This window comes from Stenotrophomonas sp. YJH_SMC_48-3 (genome assembly GCF_059369375.1).
In genome coordinates this window covers 207,460-225,348 of the sequence record NZ_JCAFSQ010000005.1, presented here as the reverse complement: position 1 = coordinate 225,348, position 17,889 = coordinate 207,460, and the positions used below count along the sequence as shown (strand labels likewise).

Genomic DNA, 17,889 nt, shown 5'->3' with positions numbered 1-17,889 from the left:
GAGAGGGCAGCGACCATACTGCACCGTTGCGTTTCCATTGAACGATTCACGGCCGCGGCTACGTGCCCATTCGAATCTCATCCCTTGCGACGGCAGCCCGTATCCTTCCTGCATGCATTCCTTCTCCGATCTTCGCGGTCTCCCGGCAGTCCCCGCGTCCTCCGGCTGGGTGCAACGCGGTGAGCGCTGGGATCTATGGTGGAGCGGCCGCATCGTGGCCAGCATCGTCCCGCACGCAGTGCTCGGCTTCCAGGTGTACCTGGATGCACGCAGGATGTCCCCGGCCAAGGTGGTGCACGCGGTGAATGCGCGGCAAGCCCGGCGCTATGCCGAGCGCTGGTGCGCGGCTCGGCTTTGCCCCCGGTTGCGGCTGCGCGACGCGGTCGCCTGTCTTGTGGGCGCCGCGCCTTCGGCAGGCGCGGCGCGGCCGCCGCCGCTCACACGGGAGCAGCGCCAGCAGGCGCGCCGCCTGGCCGAGGCCGGGACAGGGGAGGTGGCACGCATCAAGCAGGCGCTCGCACCGCGGCAGCCTGCCAGGCCCTTGGGGCAGTTAACGGGTCAGGCGTGGTCGGTACCCGGCAGGACGCCCACAGCCCTGGCAAGCGCTACGCCGAAAGCTCCTCACGCACGATCCTGGCCCCTTCGCTGAGCGCGCGCAGCTTGCCCCTGGCCACGGTGCGGGCCAGCGGCGCCATGCCGCAGTTGGTGCTGGGGTAAAGCTTGTCGGCATCCACGAACTGCAGCGCCCTGCGCAGGGTGTCGGCCACTTCTTCCGGTGTTTCCACCGCGCTCGAGGCCACGTCGATCGCGCCTACCATCACCTTCTTGCCACGGACCAGCTCGATCAGGTCGATCGGCACGTGCGAGTTATGGCATTCCAGCGAAATGATGTCGAGGCTGGAGGCCTGCAGTTTCGGGAACGATTCCTCGTACTGGCGCCATTCCGATCCCAGCGTCTGCTTCCAGTCGGTGTTGGCCTTGATCCCGTAACCGTAGCAGATGTGCACGGCTGTCTCGCACGTCAGCCCTTCGATCGCGCGCTCCAGGGCGGCCACGCCCCAGTCGTTCACTTCGTCGAAGAACACATTGAAGGCCGGCTCATCGAACTGGATGATGTCCACGCCGGCCGCTTCCAGCTCCTTCGCTTCCTCGTTGAGGATCTTCGCGAACTCCCAGGCCAGCTTCTCCCGGCTCCTGTAGTGGGCGTCGTACAGCGTGTCGATCATCGTCATCGGGCCGGGCAGCGCCCACTTGATCGGCTGCGCAGTCTGGCGGCGCAGGAACTTCGCATCCTCCACGAACACCGGCTTCGGACGGCTCACGGCGCCGACCACGGTGGGCACGCTGGCATCGTAGCGGTTACGGATGCGCACGGTTTCGCGCTTTTCGAAGTCAACGCCGCTGAGATGCTCGATGAAGGTAGTGACGAAGTGCTGCCGGGTCTGCTCACCGTCGCTGACGATGTCGATGCCCGCGTGTTGCTGTTCCTGCAGCGACAGGCGCAGCGCATCCTGCTTGCCTTCAGCCAGGCCTTCGTCCTGCAGCTTCCAGGGCGACCAGAGCTTTTCGGGTTCTGCCAGCCAGGACGGCTTGGGCAGGCTGCCGGCGGTGGAGGTGGGGAGCAGTTTCTTCATCGGTGTCGGGTTGTCCTGGAATGCGAAGGGGAAATCGATGGATCAGCGCGCAGCCCACTGCTCAAGCACGGCGCGGTACGGCTTGATGAAGTGTTCTTCGGTGAACCGGCCCTGCTTGACCGCCAGCTGGCTGCGCTCTTCGCGGTCGTAGACGATGCGGGTGGACGAGTAATCCTGGTGCTTCAGGCTGGGCTGGTAGACCTTGCCGGCTACGGAATTGGCGTTGTAGATCTCCGGGCGGTAGATCTTCTGGAACGCTTCCATCGTGCTGATGGTGCCGATCAGCTCCAGGTTCGAGTAGTCGCCCAGCAGGTCGCCCTGGAAGTAGAACGCCAGCGGCGCGACGCTGCCCGGCGGCATGAAGTAACGTACCTGCAGGCCCATCTTGTCGAAGTAGTGGTCGGTGGCGGAGAACTCGCCCTGCCGGTACTCCACGCCCAGGATGGGGTGATGATTCTCGGTGCGGTGGTAGGTCCTGCTGCTGGAGACGCTGATGCAGATCACCGGCCCCTTGCGGAAGCTGGCGCGGTAGGCGTCCGATCCCAGGAAGTGCTTGAACAGCTTGCCATGCAGGTCGCCAAAGCCTTCCGGAAGACCGAAGGTGGCCTTGCCCTCGTTGCTGGCCGGCAGCACCACGCTGAAATCATAGTCACGCACGTAGGACGAGAAATTGTTGCCGACGATGCCTTCGGTACGCGCGCCGGTCCGCGTGTCGACGATGGTCGGTTGCAGCACCTCGATCAACGGAAACGGATCGTTGCCGTCGGCGCCGTCGATGTGCATCTCCACCGAGATGATGTCCAGCTCGACGGCATAACGATCGGCGCTCGGGTTGTCCCAGTGCGCCAGGTCGTTGAAGCGGTTGTTGATCATGCTGAGGGTGTTGCGCAGGTTTTCCCGCCGGGAAGCGCCGCGCGCCAGATTGGCGAAATTGGTGGTGATGCGCGTGCCCTCGGCGGGCTGGTAGTCCTCGTTGAAGGGGATGCGCGTGATGCTGAAGGTGAAGGTGTCGTTCGTCATGGGCGGCGTTCCGTGATGCGGGGTGACATCCGGATGCGGGCGAGGGCATCCGGCATTCAGGGTGCTGCGGCAGCCTCGAGGGCGGCGACGGGATGGCGGGCCAGGGCCAGCAGTGGCATGGCTCGGTGGACCGCCAGTCGAGCGCGCTCGATCAGCGGTTCGTTGTGCACGCGGCCGTCGGCGAAATCGCGGTCGGTGGCATAGACGCCCAGCGGCAGGGTGCGGGCCTGGAAGAAGCTGAAGAGCGGCCGCAGCTGGTGGTCGATCACCAGCGCATGGCGCTCGCTGCCGCCGGTCGCGGCCAGCAGGATGGGGGTGTCGACCAGCGCATCCTGGTGGATGAAGTCGAAGAAATGCTTGAACAGCCCGGTGTACGAGCCGCGATAGACCGGTGTGCTCACCACGAGGACATCGGCGTGCTCGACGGCAAGCAGCTGGCGCTCGACAGCCTCGGGCAATTGTGAGCGCCACAGGGCGCCGGCCAGCTGCGGGGCGAGCTCGCCGAGCTCGATCAGATGGTGTTCGCAATGGACGTCGTTGCCGATCACGCCCAGCAGATGCTCGGCCAGGAGGGTGGCCCGCGAGGGGCGCTGCAGTCCGCCGGACACGGCGACGATACGGAGAGGGCGGTGGGATGAAGGCATGACCCGATCCTAGTCATGCCTTTCCATGACGTAAAATGGTATTACTTCACCTATCCATGAGTGAGATTCATCGTCATGCTGGAGCGCATCCACCTCAGCATCGTGCAGCAGGTCGAGCAGCAGGGCTCGCTCACCGCCGCCGCCGGCGTGCTCAACCTGACCCAGTCGGCGCTCAGCCACAGCATGAAGAAGCTGGAGCAGCAGCTGGGTACCGAGGTCTGGCTGCGTGAGGGTCGCAGCCTGCGGCTGACCCAGGCCGGACAGTACCTGCTGGCAGTGGCCAACCGGGTGCTTCCGCAGCTGGACTTGGCCGAGGAGCGCCTGCGCCAGTTCGCGCAGGGCGAGCGTGGCGCGCTGCGCATCGGCATGGAGTGCCATCCCTGCTACCAGTGGCTGCTGAAGATTGTCTCGCCCTACCTGGCGGCATGGCCGGACGTGGATGTGGACGTCAAGCAGAAGTTCCAGTTCGGCGGTATCGGCGCATTGTTCGGCTACGAGATCGACCTGCTGGTTACCCCCGACCCGCTGCTGAAGCCGGGCCTGAAGTTCATTCCCGTGTTCGACTACGAACAGGTGCTGGTGGTGGCCGGGAACCATGCCCTGGCCAAGGTGGACCACGTAAAACCGCGCCAGCTCGGCCAGGAAGTGCTGATCAGTTATCCGGTGCCGTTCGAGCGCCTGGACATCTACAACCAGTTCCTGCTGCCGGCCGGCATCACCCCGCGGCGCCACAAGGCCATCGAAACCACCGACATCATGATGCAGATGGTGGCCAGCGGCCGCGGCGTGGCTGCTATGCCGCGCTGGCTGGTGGAGGAGTACGCCACGCGCATGGACGTGGTGCCCGTACGGCTGGGCGCCAAGGGCATCCCCAAGCAGATCTACCTGGGCGCGCGCGAGGCCGATACCGGTATCGACTACCTGCAGGCCTTCATCGAACTGGCCCGCAACAGCTCGCCGCTTGCCGGCAATGCACGCGAGGCGCGCTGATGCCGGCCGGTACCTCAGCGCACGCGGAAGCCTTCATCAACGCCTTTTCACTGGAAGTCAGCGCGAAGGCCATGCCCGCGCTGCGCGCCGAGGCGGATCGGATCCCGCGCGGTACGGTCATCTCCATTCCCTGGCTGGCCAGCGAGGATGACGACGCCCGCCTGGCCGCCGTGCGCACCGTGCGCGCGCTCGGATTCGAGCCGATGCCGCATCTCTCCGCGCGGCGCATCGGGTCACGCACAGCGCTTGAACGCTTCCTGGAGCGCGCCACCAGCGAAGCCGGGGTAGAGCGCTGCCTGCTGATCGCCGGTGACCTCGCGACGCCTGCCGGGCCGTTTGCCGACAGTGCTTCGATCATCGCGACCGGGCGTCTTGAGCGTTTCGGCATCAAGGTCGTAGGTATCGGCGGGCATCCGGAAGGCCATCCGGCGATGAGCGGCGACGCTCGCTGGCAGGTACTCGAACGCAAGTGCCAGGCCATCGAAGCGCGCCGCATGGCGCCTGTGATCGTCACCCAGTTCGCCTTCGATGCCGATGCCGTGCTGGCCTGGCTGGATGCACTGCGCGCGCGCGGCATCAGCGTTCCGGTGCTGGTCGGCGTGCCGGGCCCGGCCAGCGTCTCTCGCCTGCTGCGCTACGCCGCGATGTGCGGCGTAGGCGCCAGTGCATCGATGCTGGCCCGGTATGGCATCTCGATCGGCCGGCTGCTCGGCACGGCAGGGCCGGAGGTGTTCGTCGATCGCCTGGTGAAGGGGCTGACCCGCGCCCATGGCCAGGTCAGCCCGCATTTCTTCCCGTTCGGCGGTGTTGCGCCGTCGCTGGAGTGGGTGGCGCAGTACCGGCGGCGCATTTCCATCAGCCAGCGCCGATGATCTGCGTCATGGCATGGATCGCGTTGTCCGGGTGCCGGGTTGATCCAGCGAAGGCGCCGGCCTGGAAAGCCTCCCATTGCAGCGACGCATGCCCAGGTCGAGGCGCTCTGCAATGCTCTGCGGGTTGATGTCTCCGGCGCGATTGATCAGTACGACGAGCGTTCTTCGATCGGTGGGACGGTGCCGGAGATACCCGGTAAAGCCTGCGGTCCCGCCGCCATGGCCGACTACCTTTCCGCCATCGGAAACTTCCCAGCCGGCCCCCCAGCCCGCCTTGCTGCCATTGGCGAGGAGTGTGTCGCACCACATCCGCTTCAGGGCCGCCTCGGGCAACAGTCGATGCTGGTCCAGCGCCACAGCAAAGCGCGCCATGTCGTCGATGCTGGCGAGCAGGCTGCCGGCGGCCCATGCCGAGCCCGGAGCAGTGGGCGGTGGTGCGCGCCAGTGGCCATCCTGGAACAGATGCCCCTGGGCAATCCGGCGCCGATCGTCTGCACGACGCGGTCCCGCATCGCGCATGCCCAGCGGCGACAGTATCTCCTCCTGCAGAACCCGCCAGTAGTCCATGCCGGTTGCATGCTCTATGGCCAGGCCGAGCAGGATGTAGTTCGTATTGGAATAGGCGTGCCGCGCACCGGGCGCAAACGCCAGCGGCCGCTCGGCCACATCTGCGAGCAATCCACGGGGGGCTGGATTCGTCGGCATCAACCGCAGGAAATTCTCTTCATTCAGATAGTTGGGAATGCCTGAGGTATGGCTCAGCAGCTGCAGCAGCGAAGTGGATGCCCATGCGGAAGGCAACCCTTCCACGTACTGGCCGATGGGCGCGGTGACGTCGAGCAGATGCCGCTGCTGCAGTTGGAAAATCAGGAGGGCCGTGAACAGCTTGGTGATCGACCCCAGTTCGAACACGGTATGGCGATCAATCGGTGCAGGTCGGGTGTCATCGAGCCGCCCGGTCGTGCACAGCGCGTCAATGCGCCCGTGATCGACCAGAACGGCCGCCATGCCAGGCTGCCGTTCGGCCTGCAGCAATGCGGTCAGCGAACCGCATCCCGCCAACGTCGCCCGGCTCGCCAGCGCCGATGGTGCTGACAGGCCGAAGCCAGTGGCCAGCAGCGCCGCACACAGGCGACGTCGAACAGGGTCGTGGTACATGCACGTGGCTCGCAGCGGCGTCGTGGTGATGGTAGCGCGGACTGAGGGCCGGCCCGCGCAGGGTGCACCGGGTGAATCCACCCCGACAGCTGCCGGGGACGCGCAGCATGCCGGCGGGTCATCCGCGATGGCTGACAGCTGTCACTGGCTGCAACCCGGGCGGAAGCGAATAGTGAGCGCCAATGCGAGGGCACCTCGCCACCACTCAGCCACCACTCATCAAGGGGACCGCTCATGAACATGCTCCAGCAACTCGCCTCGCAGACGCCGGTCTGGGTCTGGCTGCTCCTGGCCTTCCTGGTCACCCGTGGCATCGCCGCCATGAAGCCTGCAGAAACCTCGCTGCACAAACTGGCGGTCGTGCCCGCGCTGTTCGCCGTCTGGGGCGCGTGGTCGATCAGTCATCGCTTCGGCGCGTCGCTGGCCGCCTGGAGCGAGTGGCTGGCCGGCATCGCCACGGGCGCGACGCTTGCCTGGCTGCTGCTGAGTCGATTGAAGCTGACGCTGGATCGCAGCACCGGCAAGCTCTGGCGCAGCGCGGACTTCAGCCTGCTGCCGCTGCTGCTGGTCACCTTCCTGGTGAAGTACGGCTTCGAAGTCGCATTTGCGGTGTCGCCGTCGCTGTCCGCCAGTGCCGGCTTCAGTGCCGCCTACCTGCTGCTGACGGGCGGGTTCACTGGCATCTTCGTCGGCAAGTACGCCCGGTACCTGGCCTCGCTGCGGGTGGATGCGGCAGGCAAGGGGCTGGAAACCGCAGGCTGATCGCCCGGGTAGTGCCGGCCGCTGGCCGGCTTCCCCATGCAGCGTTGCGCGGGGCTGGCGCAGGCGTCACGATGCCCGCCACTGGCCAACACCGGAAACGCTGACGTCATGAAGACCACATCCTGGTTCTGGATCAACGTGGCCAGTCACTTCGGCATTGTCGCAGCCCTGGCTTGGCTGCCCGCACGGTGGACGGGGCAACTTGTGGAAGCCCTGGCCGGGACTCAGCCGGCTATCGGCGACACCCGCCATCTGGCCTTCATAGGCTCCATGTTCGGCTTCTGCGTGACCGCACTGATCCTGATGGGGGTGTTGACTGTCACCGGCGAACTGCTGGGTTTCTCCAGGCCCTATGCGCGACGGTCGGAGGCCCAGAACGAAGCGCAGGCCGTCCACCGGAAGGTACTGCTGACTGCATTCGCCACGCTCTCATGGGTGGCCGTGGGATCGCTTGCAGGTATTGCGTCGATCTTCGCGGCCTCGTCATGAAGGGCGACCCTGTCAGCGCCCCGTGTGCCGGAACGGATGGGTGCGTGAACTGCGGGGCTGCTCACGCCTCCCCACGCCACTGGCTCATCAGCATCTGCAGGAATCGCTCCGCCGTGGGCGAGAGCAGGGCGCCGCGGCGGCGGACGATGCCGATCGTGCGTGACACCACCGGGTTGCCGATCGCGCGCGTCACCAGGGTGGGGTGATCCCCATCTGGCGTAGCCATCTTCGGCAGCACCGACACCCCGATGCCCGCCTCGACCATGCCCAGTGACGTCGACAGGTGGGTCACTTCGTAGTGCCAGCTCAACTTGAGGTTCTCGCGCGCCAGCGCACCATCCAGCAGCGTGCGGTTGCCGCTGGTGCGATGCACGGTGATCAACTGGTGCTCGGCCAAGTCGGCCCATTCCACCTTGCGCTTGCGCGCCAGCGGATGATCGCGACGGCACGCCAGCACGAACGGGTCCTCTGCCAGTACGTCGAAATCGAGATTCGGATCGTTGGCGCCCATGAAGTTGATGCCGAACTCGACTTCGCCACGTTCCACTGCCTGCAGACCCTCCGTGGCCGGGATATCCAGGATGCGGAAGCGCACGTTCGGGTGCGCTTCATGGAAACGCGCCATCACGCTGGGCAGGAAGTAGAACGCCGCCGTTGGCAGGCAGGCGATGGTCACTGTCGCGCCGCGGGTGTCTTCGCGGCCGCGCAGCGAGAACAGTGATCCATCGAATTCCTCCAGCATGCGGCGCACCAGTGGCAGCAGGTTCTCGCCGACAGCGGTGGTACTGACGCTGCGCGTGGTGCGCTCCAGCAGCGGCGAACCCACCGCCTGCTCCAGTTTCTGGATCCGGCGGCTGAGTGCCGGCTGGGAGACGTGAAGGATTTCCGCGGCCCGATGAAAGCTGCGTGTCTCGGACACCAGCAGGAACGCACGCAGATCGAGGATTTCGCAATTGATGCTCATCAGGTATCAATCATCCAAAAATCAGCAATTCACAGATCAATTGGGGTCATGCCAGTATCGAATCACAGCGGGGTCATTCATCCCCTATACGCATCAATCTAGCACACGTATGTCCAACGATCTGCTCAGCATTCCCTGCGTGCTCATGCGCGGCGGCACCTCCAAGGGCCCGTTCTTCCTGGCCAGCGACCTGCCGGCGGACACCGCAGAACGCGATCGCCTGCTGCTGGAAGTGATGGGCTCGGGACATCCGCTGCAGATCGACGGCATCGGCGGTGGCAACGCGCTGACCAGCAAGGTGGCGATCATCGACCGCTCCAGCCGCCCGGACGCCGATGTCGACTACCTGTTCGCCCAGGTACGGGTCGAGCAGCAAGTGGTGGATACCTCGCCCAACTGCGGCAACATGCTGGCGGCCGTAGGCCCGTATGCCATCGAGCGCGGGCTGGTGCAGGCGCAGGATCCGCAGACCGAAGTGCGCATCCACAACGTCAACACCGGCAAGTTGATCATCGCCACGGTGGAAACGCCGGGCGGCAATGTGGCCTACCGCGGTGATACGCGCATTGCCGGCGCGCCGGGCTCAGCCGCGCCGGTCAGGCTGTCCTTCCTTGATGCGGCAGGCGCCCGCACCGGCAAGCTGCTGCCCAGCGGGCATGCGCAGGAAACCATCAATGGCGTGCCGGCCAGCCTGGTGGACTGCGCCATGCCGATGATGCTGGTGCGTGCCGAAGACCTGGGCGTGCGCGGTGATGCCTCGCCCGCCGAACTGAACGCGGACGCGGCGTTCATGCGCCGGCTGGAAGCGCTGCGCATCGAGGCGGGCGCCCGCATGGGCATCGCCGACGCCGGCAACAAGGTCATTCCCAAGCCGGTGCTGCTGTCGGCGCCGCAACAGGGCGGCGATCTGCAGGTGCGCTATTTCATGCCGCACCAATGCCACACCGCACTGGCCATTACCGGCGCGGTCGGCCTGGCCACCGCCGCCGTCACGCCGGGCACGCTGGCCCACACTTTGGTCGGATGCCGGTCCGTTCCCGGCAGCATTACCCTCGAACATCCGAGCGGGGCCCTGGAGGTGGGCCTCAGTCGCAGCTCGGGCGATTCGCCGGTGATTGCCAGTGTGGTCCGCACCGCACGCCGCTTGTTCGAGGGGCGCGTGTACGCGACTTCGCCCGCGCCCGCCACGGCCAGTGCCACCCAAGCCCGCCAATGGACGTCAGCGGCATGATCTGAACCCGGACGGGCCTGCGTAGACGCGCATGCCCGCCATTACAACGTAGATGCTTCACTCCTGGGAGGGATGATGTACAAGCAGTTCTTGATGGCCGCGCTGTGCGTGGCCGGGCTGGCCGCGGCCGGATGCAGCAACAGCGGGCGCGTGGAAGGCGCGGCCGCCGGCAGCAGCGACAACGCACCGGTGCGCATCAGCGTCGGCTCCTACAACCTCAACAACCTGCCGTTCTTCATTGCCGACGCCAAGGGCTACTTCAAGGACGTCGGCCTGCAGGTGAAGACCGAGAACTTCGCCCAGGGCGGCTCCAAGGTGCTGCAGGCGCTGGTGGCCAATTCCACCGACGTAGCCGTCGGCTTCTACGACCACACCATCCAGATGCAGGCCAAGGGCAAGGACGTGGTGGCCTTCGTACTGCTCTCGCGCAACTCCGGCCTGGTGATGGCCGGCCGCGAGGATGCCACCTTCGATCCGGCGCGCCCGGAGACCATCAAGGGCCAGAAGGTCGGGATCACCGCACCGGGCTCCTCGTCCGACTTCTTCGTCCGTCACTTCCTCGCCCAGCACGACATTCCGGCCGACAGCATCTCATTGATCGGGGTCGGCTCGGGCGCCGCAGCAGTGGCCGCGCTGGAGCAGGGCAAGATCGACCTGCTGGTCAACTATGATCCCGCCGCCACCCTGATCACCGAGCGCAAGGTCGGCAGGATCCTCCTCGACGCGCGCAGCGACGACGGCGCCCGCCAGGTCTATGGCGGCCTGTACCCGACCTCGGTGATGTACGCCAACCAGAGCTTCCTGGACAAGCGCCCCGAAGCGGCCGAGAAGATCGCCCGCGCCGAGCAGATGGCCTTGAAGTTCATCGCCGACAACAGTGCTGAAGACATCGTCGCTGCGCTGCCGGACAGCTACGTCTCCGGTGACCGCGCCACCTATGCCCGCGCAGTGGAGAACGCGCGCGCGATCTTCACCCGGGACGGTCACTTCACGCCTGCCGATCTGGAAACACCGCTGAAGGTGCTGCGTGAGTTCAACACGGATGTCGCCAAGGCCGATATCGATCTGTCCCGGACCTACACCAATGCCTTCGTCGAGCGTGCCAACGCTGCGGCGCCGGCTGCCCAACCGTAAGCGGAGGTAACCCATGGCCCTCAATGCCACCGTGCGCCAGTTCAATGGCGCGCCGCAGCTGGAGCCTGCACAGACCATGGTCGCCATCAACAAGGTGACCATGTCCTTCGGCGAATTCACCGCCGTACGCGATGTCGACATCCAGGTGGGTGACGGCGAGTTCCTTGCCATCGTCGGGCCGACCGGCTGCGGCAAGAGCACCATCCTCAATTCCGTGGCGGGCCTGCTGAAGCCGTCGTCGGGCCAGGTCAGCATCGATGGCCGTGCCGTCAGCGGCGTGCAGGAGTCGGTCGGCTACCTGTTCCAGCAGGACGCGCTGCTGCCGTGGAAGACCGCGTACCAGAATGTTGAACTCGGCCTGCGCTTCCGTGGTGTGCCCGAGGCCGAACGCAAGGCCAAGGCCAACGCTTGGCTGGCCAAGGTCGGCCTGGCCGGCTTCGAGCATCGCTACCCGCACCAGCTGTCCGGTGGCCAGCGCAAGCGCGTGCAGATGGCCCAGGCGTTGATCGTCGAGCCGAAGGTGATCCTGATGGATGAACCCTTCTCGGCGCTGGACATCCACACCCGCCATCTGATGCAGAACGAGCTGCTGCGGTTGTGGCAGGAGGATCGCCGCTCGGTGATCCTGATCACCCACGACCTGGAAGAAGCCATCGCCCTGGGCGACCGCGTGGTGGTGCTGTCCTCCGGCCCGGCCAGCCGCGTGGTGCGCAGTTTCGATGTGGATCTGGAACGGCCGAGGAACGTGGCCGAAATCAAGCTGGATGACCGTTTCACCGACCTGTACCGCGATATCTGGGCCTGCCTGCGCGGCGAAGTGGAGAAGAGCTATGCACGCCAAGACTGACAAATTCATCCAGCTCGCGCTGGTGGTCGCCGTGTTCGGCGGCTGGGAAGGCGGTATCGCGCTGGGCGTGATCGATCCGTTCTTCTTCCCTTCGCCAACAGCGATCGTGCAGCAGGCCTGGACCTGGCTGTCCGATACCTCGTTCTATCAGCATGTCTACATCACGCTGACCGAAACCGCGCTGGGCTACATCATCGGCACCGGCCTGGGTGTGGCCGGCGGCGTCTGGCTCGGCCTGAGCCGCCGCTCGGCACGCATCCTCGATCCCTTCATCAAGGGCTTCAACGCGATTCCGCGCGTGGTGCTGGCGCCGATTTTCGTGCTGTGGCTGGGCCTGGGGCTGTGGTCGAAGGTGGCGCTGGCGGTCACGCTGGTGTTCTTCACCACGTTCTTCAATGCCATGCAGGGCGTGCGCGAGGTGAATCCGGTGGTGCTGGCCAATGCCCGCATCCTGGGGGCGAGCCGCAGCGACCTGCTGCGCCATGTCTACTTCCCCGCAGCGGCGAGCTGGATCCTGTCTTCGCTGCGCACCTCGGTGGGCTTCGCGGTGGTCGGCGCGATCATCGGTGAGTACCTCGGGGCCTCGGCGGGCCTGGGTTACCTGATCGCGCAGGCCGAGGGCAACTTCAATGCCGTGGGTGTGTTCGCCGGCATCATCATCCTGGCCGCCTTCGTGCTGGTCATCGACGCGCTGCTGGACGTGGTCGAGAACAAGCTGATCACCTGGCGTCCCAACGCGCAGGCACAGGCCACCAGCTGACCGGGCCGGGCTGAGCCCGCCTGCCGCGCCGCCGGGCCGATCCGGCGGCGCGCGCTTCCTCCCCCGATCTTCCCCCGCACCACCGCAACAGGCCAGCGCCGGGCCAGGCGGCCGGCTGGCCGGAGAGAGAGCCCATGAACCATTCCACCGTGCTGCCGCTGGCAGCGCTGTCGGTCGCGCTCGGCCTGCTGTTGGCCAGTGGCCATGCTGGCGCCCAGGCTGTTTCGTCCCCACCCGCACCATTGAGCCAGGCCGAACTCTCACGCCTGGTGCAGCAGCAGGCGCTGCAGATCCAGCAACTGGAAGCACGCCTCCGCGCCGTCGAGGGCGGGCAGGGCAGTGCGGGCGCACCGTCAACGCCGCCCCCGCCTGCGCTGGAAACGCGGGTGGCCGCACTGGAAACCAGCCAGTCCAGGCTGCCGAAGGTCTCCTGGTCCAAGGGCGCACCGGAGTTCAGCAGTGCCGATGGCAGCGTGGCGTTCCGTCCGCGCGGACGCCTGTTCGTCGACGCATCCAGCACAGACGGATCGTCAGTGAGTGACCGCAACATCTCCGGTACCGAGATCCGCTCGGTGCGGCTGGGCGCCGAAGGCCGCTACGGCATCCTCGGCTGGGCGGTGGAAGGTGACTTCGCCGACAACGCGGTGGCGTGGAAGTCGGTCTACGCCACCGTGGACCACCGCCTGTTCGGGCTGCCGGCCGACCTGACCGTGGGCAACCGCCTCAACGACCGGGGTATCGACGGCTCCAGCAGCACGTCCAACACGCCGTTCCAGGACCGCAACGTGGTCGGCACGCTGATGCTGCCGCAGCGCGGCCTGTTCGGTGTCGGCCTGACCGAGCGCGTGTACGGCAAGGACTGGCATGCCAGCCTGTCGGTGGCCGGCAACGATCTCAACAACACCGGCACCGACAACGACAGCCAGACCTGGGCCACGCGCGTGCATTGGAACCCGGTGGCCAACGAAGCGGTCACGGTGCACCTGGGGGCCTGGGCCTTCCACGAGGAGATCGCCGCAGGCGCCAGCGGCGTCGTCCGCAGTTCGGCCATCGCCGGGCACTTCAACGACCTGGTCAAGATCGCGCCGGGCACACTGCTGGGCGCCGAGCGCAGCACGGCCCATGGCGCGGAACTGGCAGGCTTCTTCGGGCCGGCCTGGGCGACCGGCGAATGGGGTACGCGCAACCTGCGCGGGGCCGACGCCAGCGGGCGCTACGATCTGGACCACCAGGCCTGGGCGATTTCGGCTGGCTGGTTCCTGGCCGGTGCAAGGCCGGCCTATTCGGGCAAGGCCGGCACCTGGGGCCGGGTCAAGGTGGCCGATCCTGTCACCCGCGGCGGCGCCGGGGCATGGGAACTGAAGGGGCGCTACGAGGATGTGGACTATGCCGAGCTGCCCAGTGGCGGTACCGGCCACGCGTGGACGCTGGGTGCGAACTGGTATCTCAACGACTTCAGCCGCGTGATGTTCGAGGCGATCCGTTGGCAGACCCGCAACCGCAGCGTCACCGGCCAGGGCAGGGATGAAGGCACCACCTTCAATACCCGCCTGCAGGTGGCCTTCTAGAAGCGCATGCCGCTCGCGCGCCGATCAGAGCAGCAGCAATGCTCCGATCAACGCCGGCGGCATCACCAGCGCGCCGACACGCAGGAAGTCGAGCGCGCTGACATGCTCGCCCTCGCGGCGCAGCGCCACCAGCCACAGCATCGTCGCCAGCGAACCGGTGACCGACAGGTTGGGCCCCAGATCCACGCCGACCAGCAATGCGGCACGGGTCTGCGCCGGCAGGTCGGCCATCTGCCCCAGCGAACCGGCGGCCAGGCCGACCGGCAGATTGTTGGCCACGTTGCTCAGCAGCGCGGCCGCGCCACCGGCCAGCCAGCTGGCCTGGCGGGGAGACGCCTGCGCCACGGCCTGCAGCGCGCTGGCCGCGCTCTGGATGACACCGGTCTGCGCCACCGCTTCCACCAGCACGAACAGTCCCGCCACCAGCGGCAGCACGCCCCAGGACACGTGTCGCAGCAGTGGCAGCGGGCTGCGCCGCTGGCGGATCGCCACCACCGCCACACTCAGCGTGCCCGCGCAGAACGTGGTCAGGCCCAATGGCCCGTTCAAGGCGGACGTGACCAGCAACACGGTGCCGGTGAACAGCACGCCCAGTGCGCTCAGCCGGCCGCCGTCGGTCAACGGGCGATGCGCCGGCGCGGCCACCAGCGGCTGGGCGATCTCGCGCCGGTGCACCCAGCGCAGGACCAGATAGGTGGCACCGATCGCCGCCGCCGACGGCAGCGCGAACTGCGCCAGCCACTGCAGCAGCGGCGGCATGTGCTGGCCGTACACCACCAGGTTGGCCGGATTGGAAATGGGCAGCACGAAGCTGGCCGCATTGGCGATGAATGCACAGACGAACAGGTAGGGCAGGGGATTGGCGCGCGCCGCCTTGCAGGCGGCGTAGACCGCTGGGGTCAGCACCACGGCCGTTGCATCGTTGGACAGGAACACCGTCACCAGCGTGCCGACCAGGAATACCAGGTCGAACAGGCGTCGCCCGGATCCGCCCGCATGCCGGACCGCGTACAACGCCAGCCAATCGAACAGGCCTTCGCGCCGCGCCAGTTCGGCCAGCATCATCATGCCGACCAGGAACAGGTAGACGTCGCGGCCTTCGGCCACCGCGCCCCATGCGGTGTGCAGCGACACCGCGCCCAGCAACGGCAACAGGGCGGCAGCGCACAACGCCCACACATATTCGGGGATGCGGAAAGGACGGAACAGCAGGCCGATGGTGGCAACGGCGACCGCTGCCCAGATCACGAGGGGGGCTTGGGGGGCGAGCATGGAGTGGGGCTTCAGCGGCACCGGCAGCGACCCCGGCGCAGGGGGACCTGGCGCGCGCGATCAGCAGATGGGCGGCCGCTGCAATCATCGCAGGTTCCGGGTCGCCGCATCATACCGTGCGGCGCGGCATGGCGACCGCTGCAGTCGACCGCGCTGCAGGTGGGCCGGGGCGGCGCCCAGCCCACCTTCAGCACTCGAGCGCGGCATGACTTCAGGCACTGCAGTTTGACTACACATGTAGTCAAACTGCACACACGCTCATTGGACGAGATTGCGATGCCAAGATCCTGCTGGTTGTCCTGCGCCCTGGCCCTGGTGTTCGGCATCGCCGGGCCCACCCAAGCGGCGACACGTGCCGAAGCCCTTGCCGCGATCGAGCGCAACGCGCGCGCCGCGCATTCCGATGCGGTCCTGGTAATGCACGACCGGGAGACGCTGCTTGAGCTGAAGCCCGCCGCGGGGCAGGAATCGGTTCACCTGATGTCGGCCACCAAGTCGGTCGTCGCGCTGGCCATTGCGTTGCTGCTGGACGAAGGAAAGCTGGCTTCGATCGATACGCCGGTCAGCCAGATCTATCCCGAATGGAAGCAGGGCAGGAAGCGCGCCATTACCGTGCGCATGCTGCTGGACCATACCTCGGGCCTGCAGAACGTGGCGAACGCGGGCGAAGAGCTGGAAGGGGCCCCGGACCTGGTCAGGCTGGCACTGGCCGCCGAGCTGAGCGATGCCCCGGGTACCGTGTTCTCCTACAACAACAAGGCCACCAACCTGCTGCCCGGTATTGTCGAGCGCCTGGCAGGCGAGCCGCTGGATGCCTATGTGGACGCGCGCCTGTTCAAGCCCCTGGGCATTGCCCACTACACCTGGATGAAGGATGAGGCAGGCACCCCGCTTGGCATGGCCGGGCTGTCCCTGCGCGCGGCCGATCTTGCCGCCATCGGGCAACTGTTGCTGGAAGGAGGCGTGGCGCCGGATGGCAAACGTCTCCTGAGTGAGCAGTCGGTCGCGTTGATGACGACCGAAAGCGCCCGTGCGCCAGATGTCGGGCTGCTGTGGTGGCGGGTACCGGCCTGGGAACGCTACCAGCTCAAGCCCCGGCTACAGGATCTGCTGGTGCAAAGGAGGGTGGACGACGACGTGCAGCGCGCACTGCAGGCCAGTGCAGGGCGTGCATTCGAAAGCCGCAGCGCGCTGGTGGCCTTCCTTGCCGATCAGTTGGGCGCGGACTGGTCGCAGCGTTACGGCAGCCAGATCTCCGGGCGAGGGCTGAAGCTTGCCGATCTCTACGACATCACACGTGGGCCGGTCGTCGGCTTCGCCGCCAACGGCTACCTGGGCCAATACATGATGATCATCCCGGAACAGCGTGTCGTCGCAGTGCGCCTGATCCACCGGCGCGAGAGCCACAGCGCTCCACAGGACGACTATCCCTCCTTCTTCGCCGATGTCCTGCAGTTGGCGCGGACACTGCAATAGGCCCTGTCGCCATCATGTCCACGCGCGCTGAACATCTTCCTGGAGCGTTCTTCACTGTCGTGCCGCCTAAAGTGGGATGACATCTTGGCCGCACACCTACTGAAGCATGTTTGATTATCAGGACTGGACCTTCCACGCCAATGGCCGAACGGTAGTGGCGCGGGTAGCGCTGGACGGTGAAGGTGGCGGCACCATCAACCGCTACCAGCTGGTGCCGGGACCGGCACAGTCGGGGTTGTGCATCAAGGTCGCCTCCCAGGACGAGGCCGCGCAAAAACTGGAGGCCGAAGTGACGAAGCTGCTGGGACCGGTGTGGTAGCCACTGCGCCATGCCGGCCGGGCATCCGCATGCTGATGGCGGAATGACCGGCCCGGGCAACGGGCATCGCGCCGGATGCCCGTTGCATGAGGACGCCTACTTGGGCATCAGCACGGTGTCGACCACGTGGATGACGCCGTTGGACTGGCTGACATCTGCAACGCTGATGCCTGCCTTGCCACCCTCTGCATCGATCACCCAGAGCTTGCCATCGTGGAGCGCCACGGTGAGAGGCTCACCCTGCACGGTCTTCAGGGTGGCCTTGCCGCCGTGCTTGCGGGCATCGGCCAGAAGCTGCGCCGAACTGTAGCTGCCCGGGACGACGTGGTAGGTCAGGATCCGGGTCAGCTGTGCCTTGTTTTCCGGCTTCACCAGCGTATCGACAGTGCCTGCAGGCAATTTGTCGAAGGCCGCATTGGTGGGCGCGAAAACAGTGAAGGGCCCGGCGCCGTTGAGGGTGTCGACCAGGCCGGCTGCTTTGACCGCTGCAACGAGGGTGGTGTGATCCTTGGAATTGACGGCGTTCTCGACGATGGTCCTGGTGGGGTACATCTCTGCCCCGCCCACGATGACGGCGTTGGCGGCGAAAACTGAGGAGCCGGACGAAACGAGTAGGGCGAAGCCGACTGCGGCGGCGATGCGCTGAAGAGCGTTCACGGTGCGTTCCTTTCTGGATGACCCGCAAGTGCGGGCATCCTTCCTACGTCGGGTGCGCCTGACCGGATGCAGCAGCAGCCGGGTCATGAGCT

General features: G+C 66.4%; 18 protein-coding genes. 11 read left to right on the top strand and 7 right to left on the bottom strand.

The window, feature by feature from the left end:
* Positions 1-605 precede the first annotated feature (605 nt).
* Genes AC5P65_RS10275 through msuE form a run of 3 tightly spaced genes read right to left on the bottom strand, consistent with a single transcriptional unit; the run spans position 606 to position 3,298 of the window.
* On the bottom strand, positions 606-1,634 hold the full coding sequence (locus AC5P65_RS10275; protein WP_019659754.1) for a methionine synthase: 1,029 nt from the start codon (positions 1,632-1,634) through the stop codon (positions 606-608).
* A 42-nt stretch (positions 1,635-1,676) separates the two neighbouring features.
* Positions 1,677-2,654: a DUF1852 domain-containing protein gene (locus tag AC5P65_RS10270; RefSeq protein WP_111098471.1), complete on the bottom strand. Its 978-nt coding sequence runs from the start codon at positions 2,652-2,654 to the stop codon at positions 1,677-1,679.
* A 56-nt stretch (positions 2,655-2,710) separates the two neighbouring features.
* Positions 2,711-3,298 carry an FMN reductase gene (gene msuE, locus AC5P65_RS10265; protein WP_111098470.1) on the bottom strand — a complete coding sequence of 196 codons (588 nt, stop codon included), beginning with the start codon at positions 3,296-3,298 and terminating at the stop codon, positions 2,711-2,713.
* 75 nt (positions 3,299-3,373) lie between these two features.
* Between msuE and AC5P65_RS10260 the strand changes: the two genes are divergently transcribed.
* Entirely contained in the window at positions 3,374-4,288 is a 915-nt protein-coding gene (locus AC5P65_RS10260) for a LysR family transcriptional regulator (protein WP_021202382.1), read from the top strand.
* Positions 4,288-5,160, top strand: a complete 873-nt coding sequence (locus tag AC5P65_RS10255) for a methylenetetrahydrofolate reductase (protein ID WP_111098469.1) — start codon at positions 4,288-4,290, stop codon at positions 5,158-5,160. Before AC5P65_RS10260 ends, AC5P65_RS10255 begins: the two co-directional genes overlap by 1 nt.
* Positions 5,161-5,166: 6 nt before the next feature.
* On the opposite strand, the gene AC5P65_RS10250 is transcribed toward AC5P65_RS10255, so the two are convergent.
* Positions 5,167-6,318: a serine hydrolase domain-containing protein gene (locus tag AC5P65_RS10250; protein ID WP_111098468.1), complete on the bottom strand. Its 1,152-nt coding sequence runs from the start codon at positions 6,316-6,318 to the stop codon at positions 5,167-5,169.
* Positions 6,319-6,552: 234 nt separating this feature from the next.
* On the opposite strand from AC5P65_RS10250, the gene AC5P65_RS10245 reads away from it, so the two are divergent.
* Entirely contained in the window at positions 6,553-7,080 is a 528-nt protein-coding gene (locus AC5P65_RS10245) for a DUF6622 family protein (protein ID WP_111098467.1), read from the top strand.
* 108 nt (positions 7,081-7,188) lie between these two features.
* Entirely contained in the window at positions 7,189-7,569 is a 381-nt protein-coding gene (locus tag AC5P65_RS10240; protein WP_019337724.1) for a hypothetical protein, read from the top strand.
* A 61-nt stretch (positions 7,570-7,630) separates the two neighbouring features.
* On the opposite strand, the gene AC5P65_RS10235 is transcribed toward AC5P65_RS10240, so the two are convergent.
* Positions 7,631-8,533 carry a LysR family transcriptional regulator gene (locus tag AC5P65_RS10235; RefSeq protein WP_010485668.1) on the bottom strand — a complete coding sequence of 301 codons (903 nt, stop codon included), beginning with the start codon at positions 8,531-8,533 and terminating at the stop codon, positions 7,631-7,633.
* A gap of 109 nt (positions 8,534-8,642) precedes the next feature.
* Between AC5P65_RS10235 and AC5P65_RS10230 the strand changes: the two genes are divergently transcribed.
* From AC5P65_RS10230 to AC5P65_RS10210, 5 genes are all read left to right on the top strand, one after another.
* On the top strand, positions 8,643-9,764 hold the full coding sequence (locus tag AC5P65_RS10230; RefSeq protein WP_019659747.1) for a 4-oxalomesaconate tautomerase: 1,122 nt from the start codon (positions 8,643-8,645) through the stop codon (positions 9,762-9,764).
* Positions 9,765-9,839: 75 nt separating this feature from the next.
* Positions 9,840-10,898, top strand: a complete 1,059-nt coding sequence (locus AC5P65_RS10225; protein ID WP_111098466.1) for an ABC transporter substrate-binding protein — start codon at positions 9,840-9,842, stop codon at positions 10,896-10,898.
* A gap of 13 nt (positions 10,899-10,911) precedes the next feature.
* Positions 10,912-11,745 carry an ABC transporter ATP-binding protein gene (locus tag AC5P65_RS10220; protein ID WP_014647218.1) on the top strand — a complete coding sequence of 278 codons (834 nt, stop codon included), beginning with the start codon at positions 10,912-10,914 and terminating at the stop codon, positions 11,743-11,745.
* Complete coding sequence (locus AC5P65_RS10215) at positions 11,729-12,505, top strand: ABC transporter permease (RefSeq protein WP_005409726.1); 777 nt, start codon at positions 11,729-11,731, stop codon at positions 12,503-12,505. Before AC5P65_RS10220 ends, AC5P65_RS10215 begins: the two co-directional genes overlap by 17 nt.
* Before the next feature lie 134 nt (positions 12,506-12,639).
* Positions 12,640-14,073 (top strand): OprO/OprP family phosphate-selective porin, encoded by a 1,434-nt coding sequence (locus AC5P65_RS10210; protein WP_111098465.1) that lies wholly within the window; start codon positions 12,640-12,642, stop codon positions 14,071-14,073.
* Positions 14,074-14,097: 24 nt separating this feature from the next.
* Here the strand turns inward: AC5P65_RS10210 and AC5P65_RS10205 are convergent, their stop codons facing one another.
* Entirely contained in the window at positions 14,098-15,345 is a 1,248-nt protein-coding gene (locus tag AC5P65_RS10205; RefSeq protein ID WP_111098464.1) for an arsenic transporter, read from the bottom strand.
* Positions 15,346-15,639: 294 nt separating this feature from the next.
* Here AC5P65_RS10205 and AC5P65_RS10200 point away from each other — a divergent pair, with 294 nt between their 5' ends.
* Together AC5P65_RS10200 and AC5P65_RS10195 are read left to right on the top strand one after the other, a co-directional pair.
* Positions 15,640-16,821 carry a serine hydrolase domain-containing protein gene (locus AC5P65_RS10200; RefSeq protein ID WP_111098463.1) on the top strand — a complete coding sequence of 394 codons (1,182 nt, stop codon included), beginning with the start codon at positions 15,640-15,642 and terminating at the stop codon, positions 16,819-16,821.
* Positions 16,822-16,927: 106 nt separating this feature from the next.
* A complete protein-coding gene (locus AC5P65_RS10195) occupies positions 16,928-17,140 on the top strand; it encodes a hypothetical protein (protein WP_010485683.1) in 213 nt (70 codons plus the stop codon).
* 96 nt (positions 17,141-17,236) lie between these two features.
* Here AC5P65_RS10195 and AC5P65_RS10190 read toward each other — a convergent pair whose 3' ends face one another.
* Entirely contained in the window at positions 17,237-17,797 is a 561-nt protein-coding gene (locus AC5P65_RS10190; protein ID WP_111098462.1) for a fasciclin domain-containing protein, read from the bottom strand.
* Between the last annotated feature and the right edge of the window lie 92 nt (positions 17,798-17,889).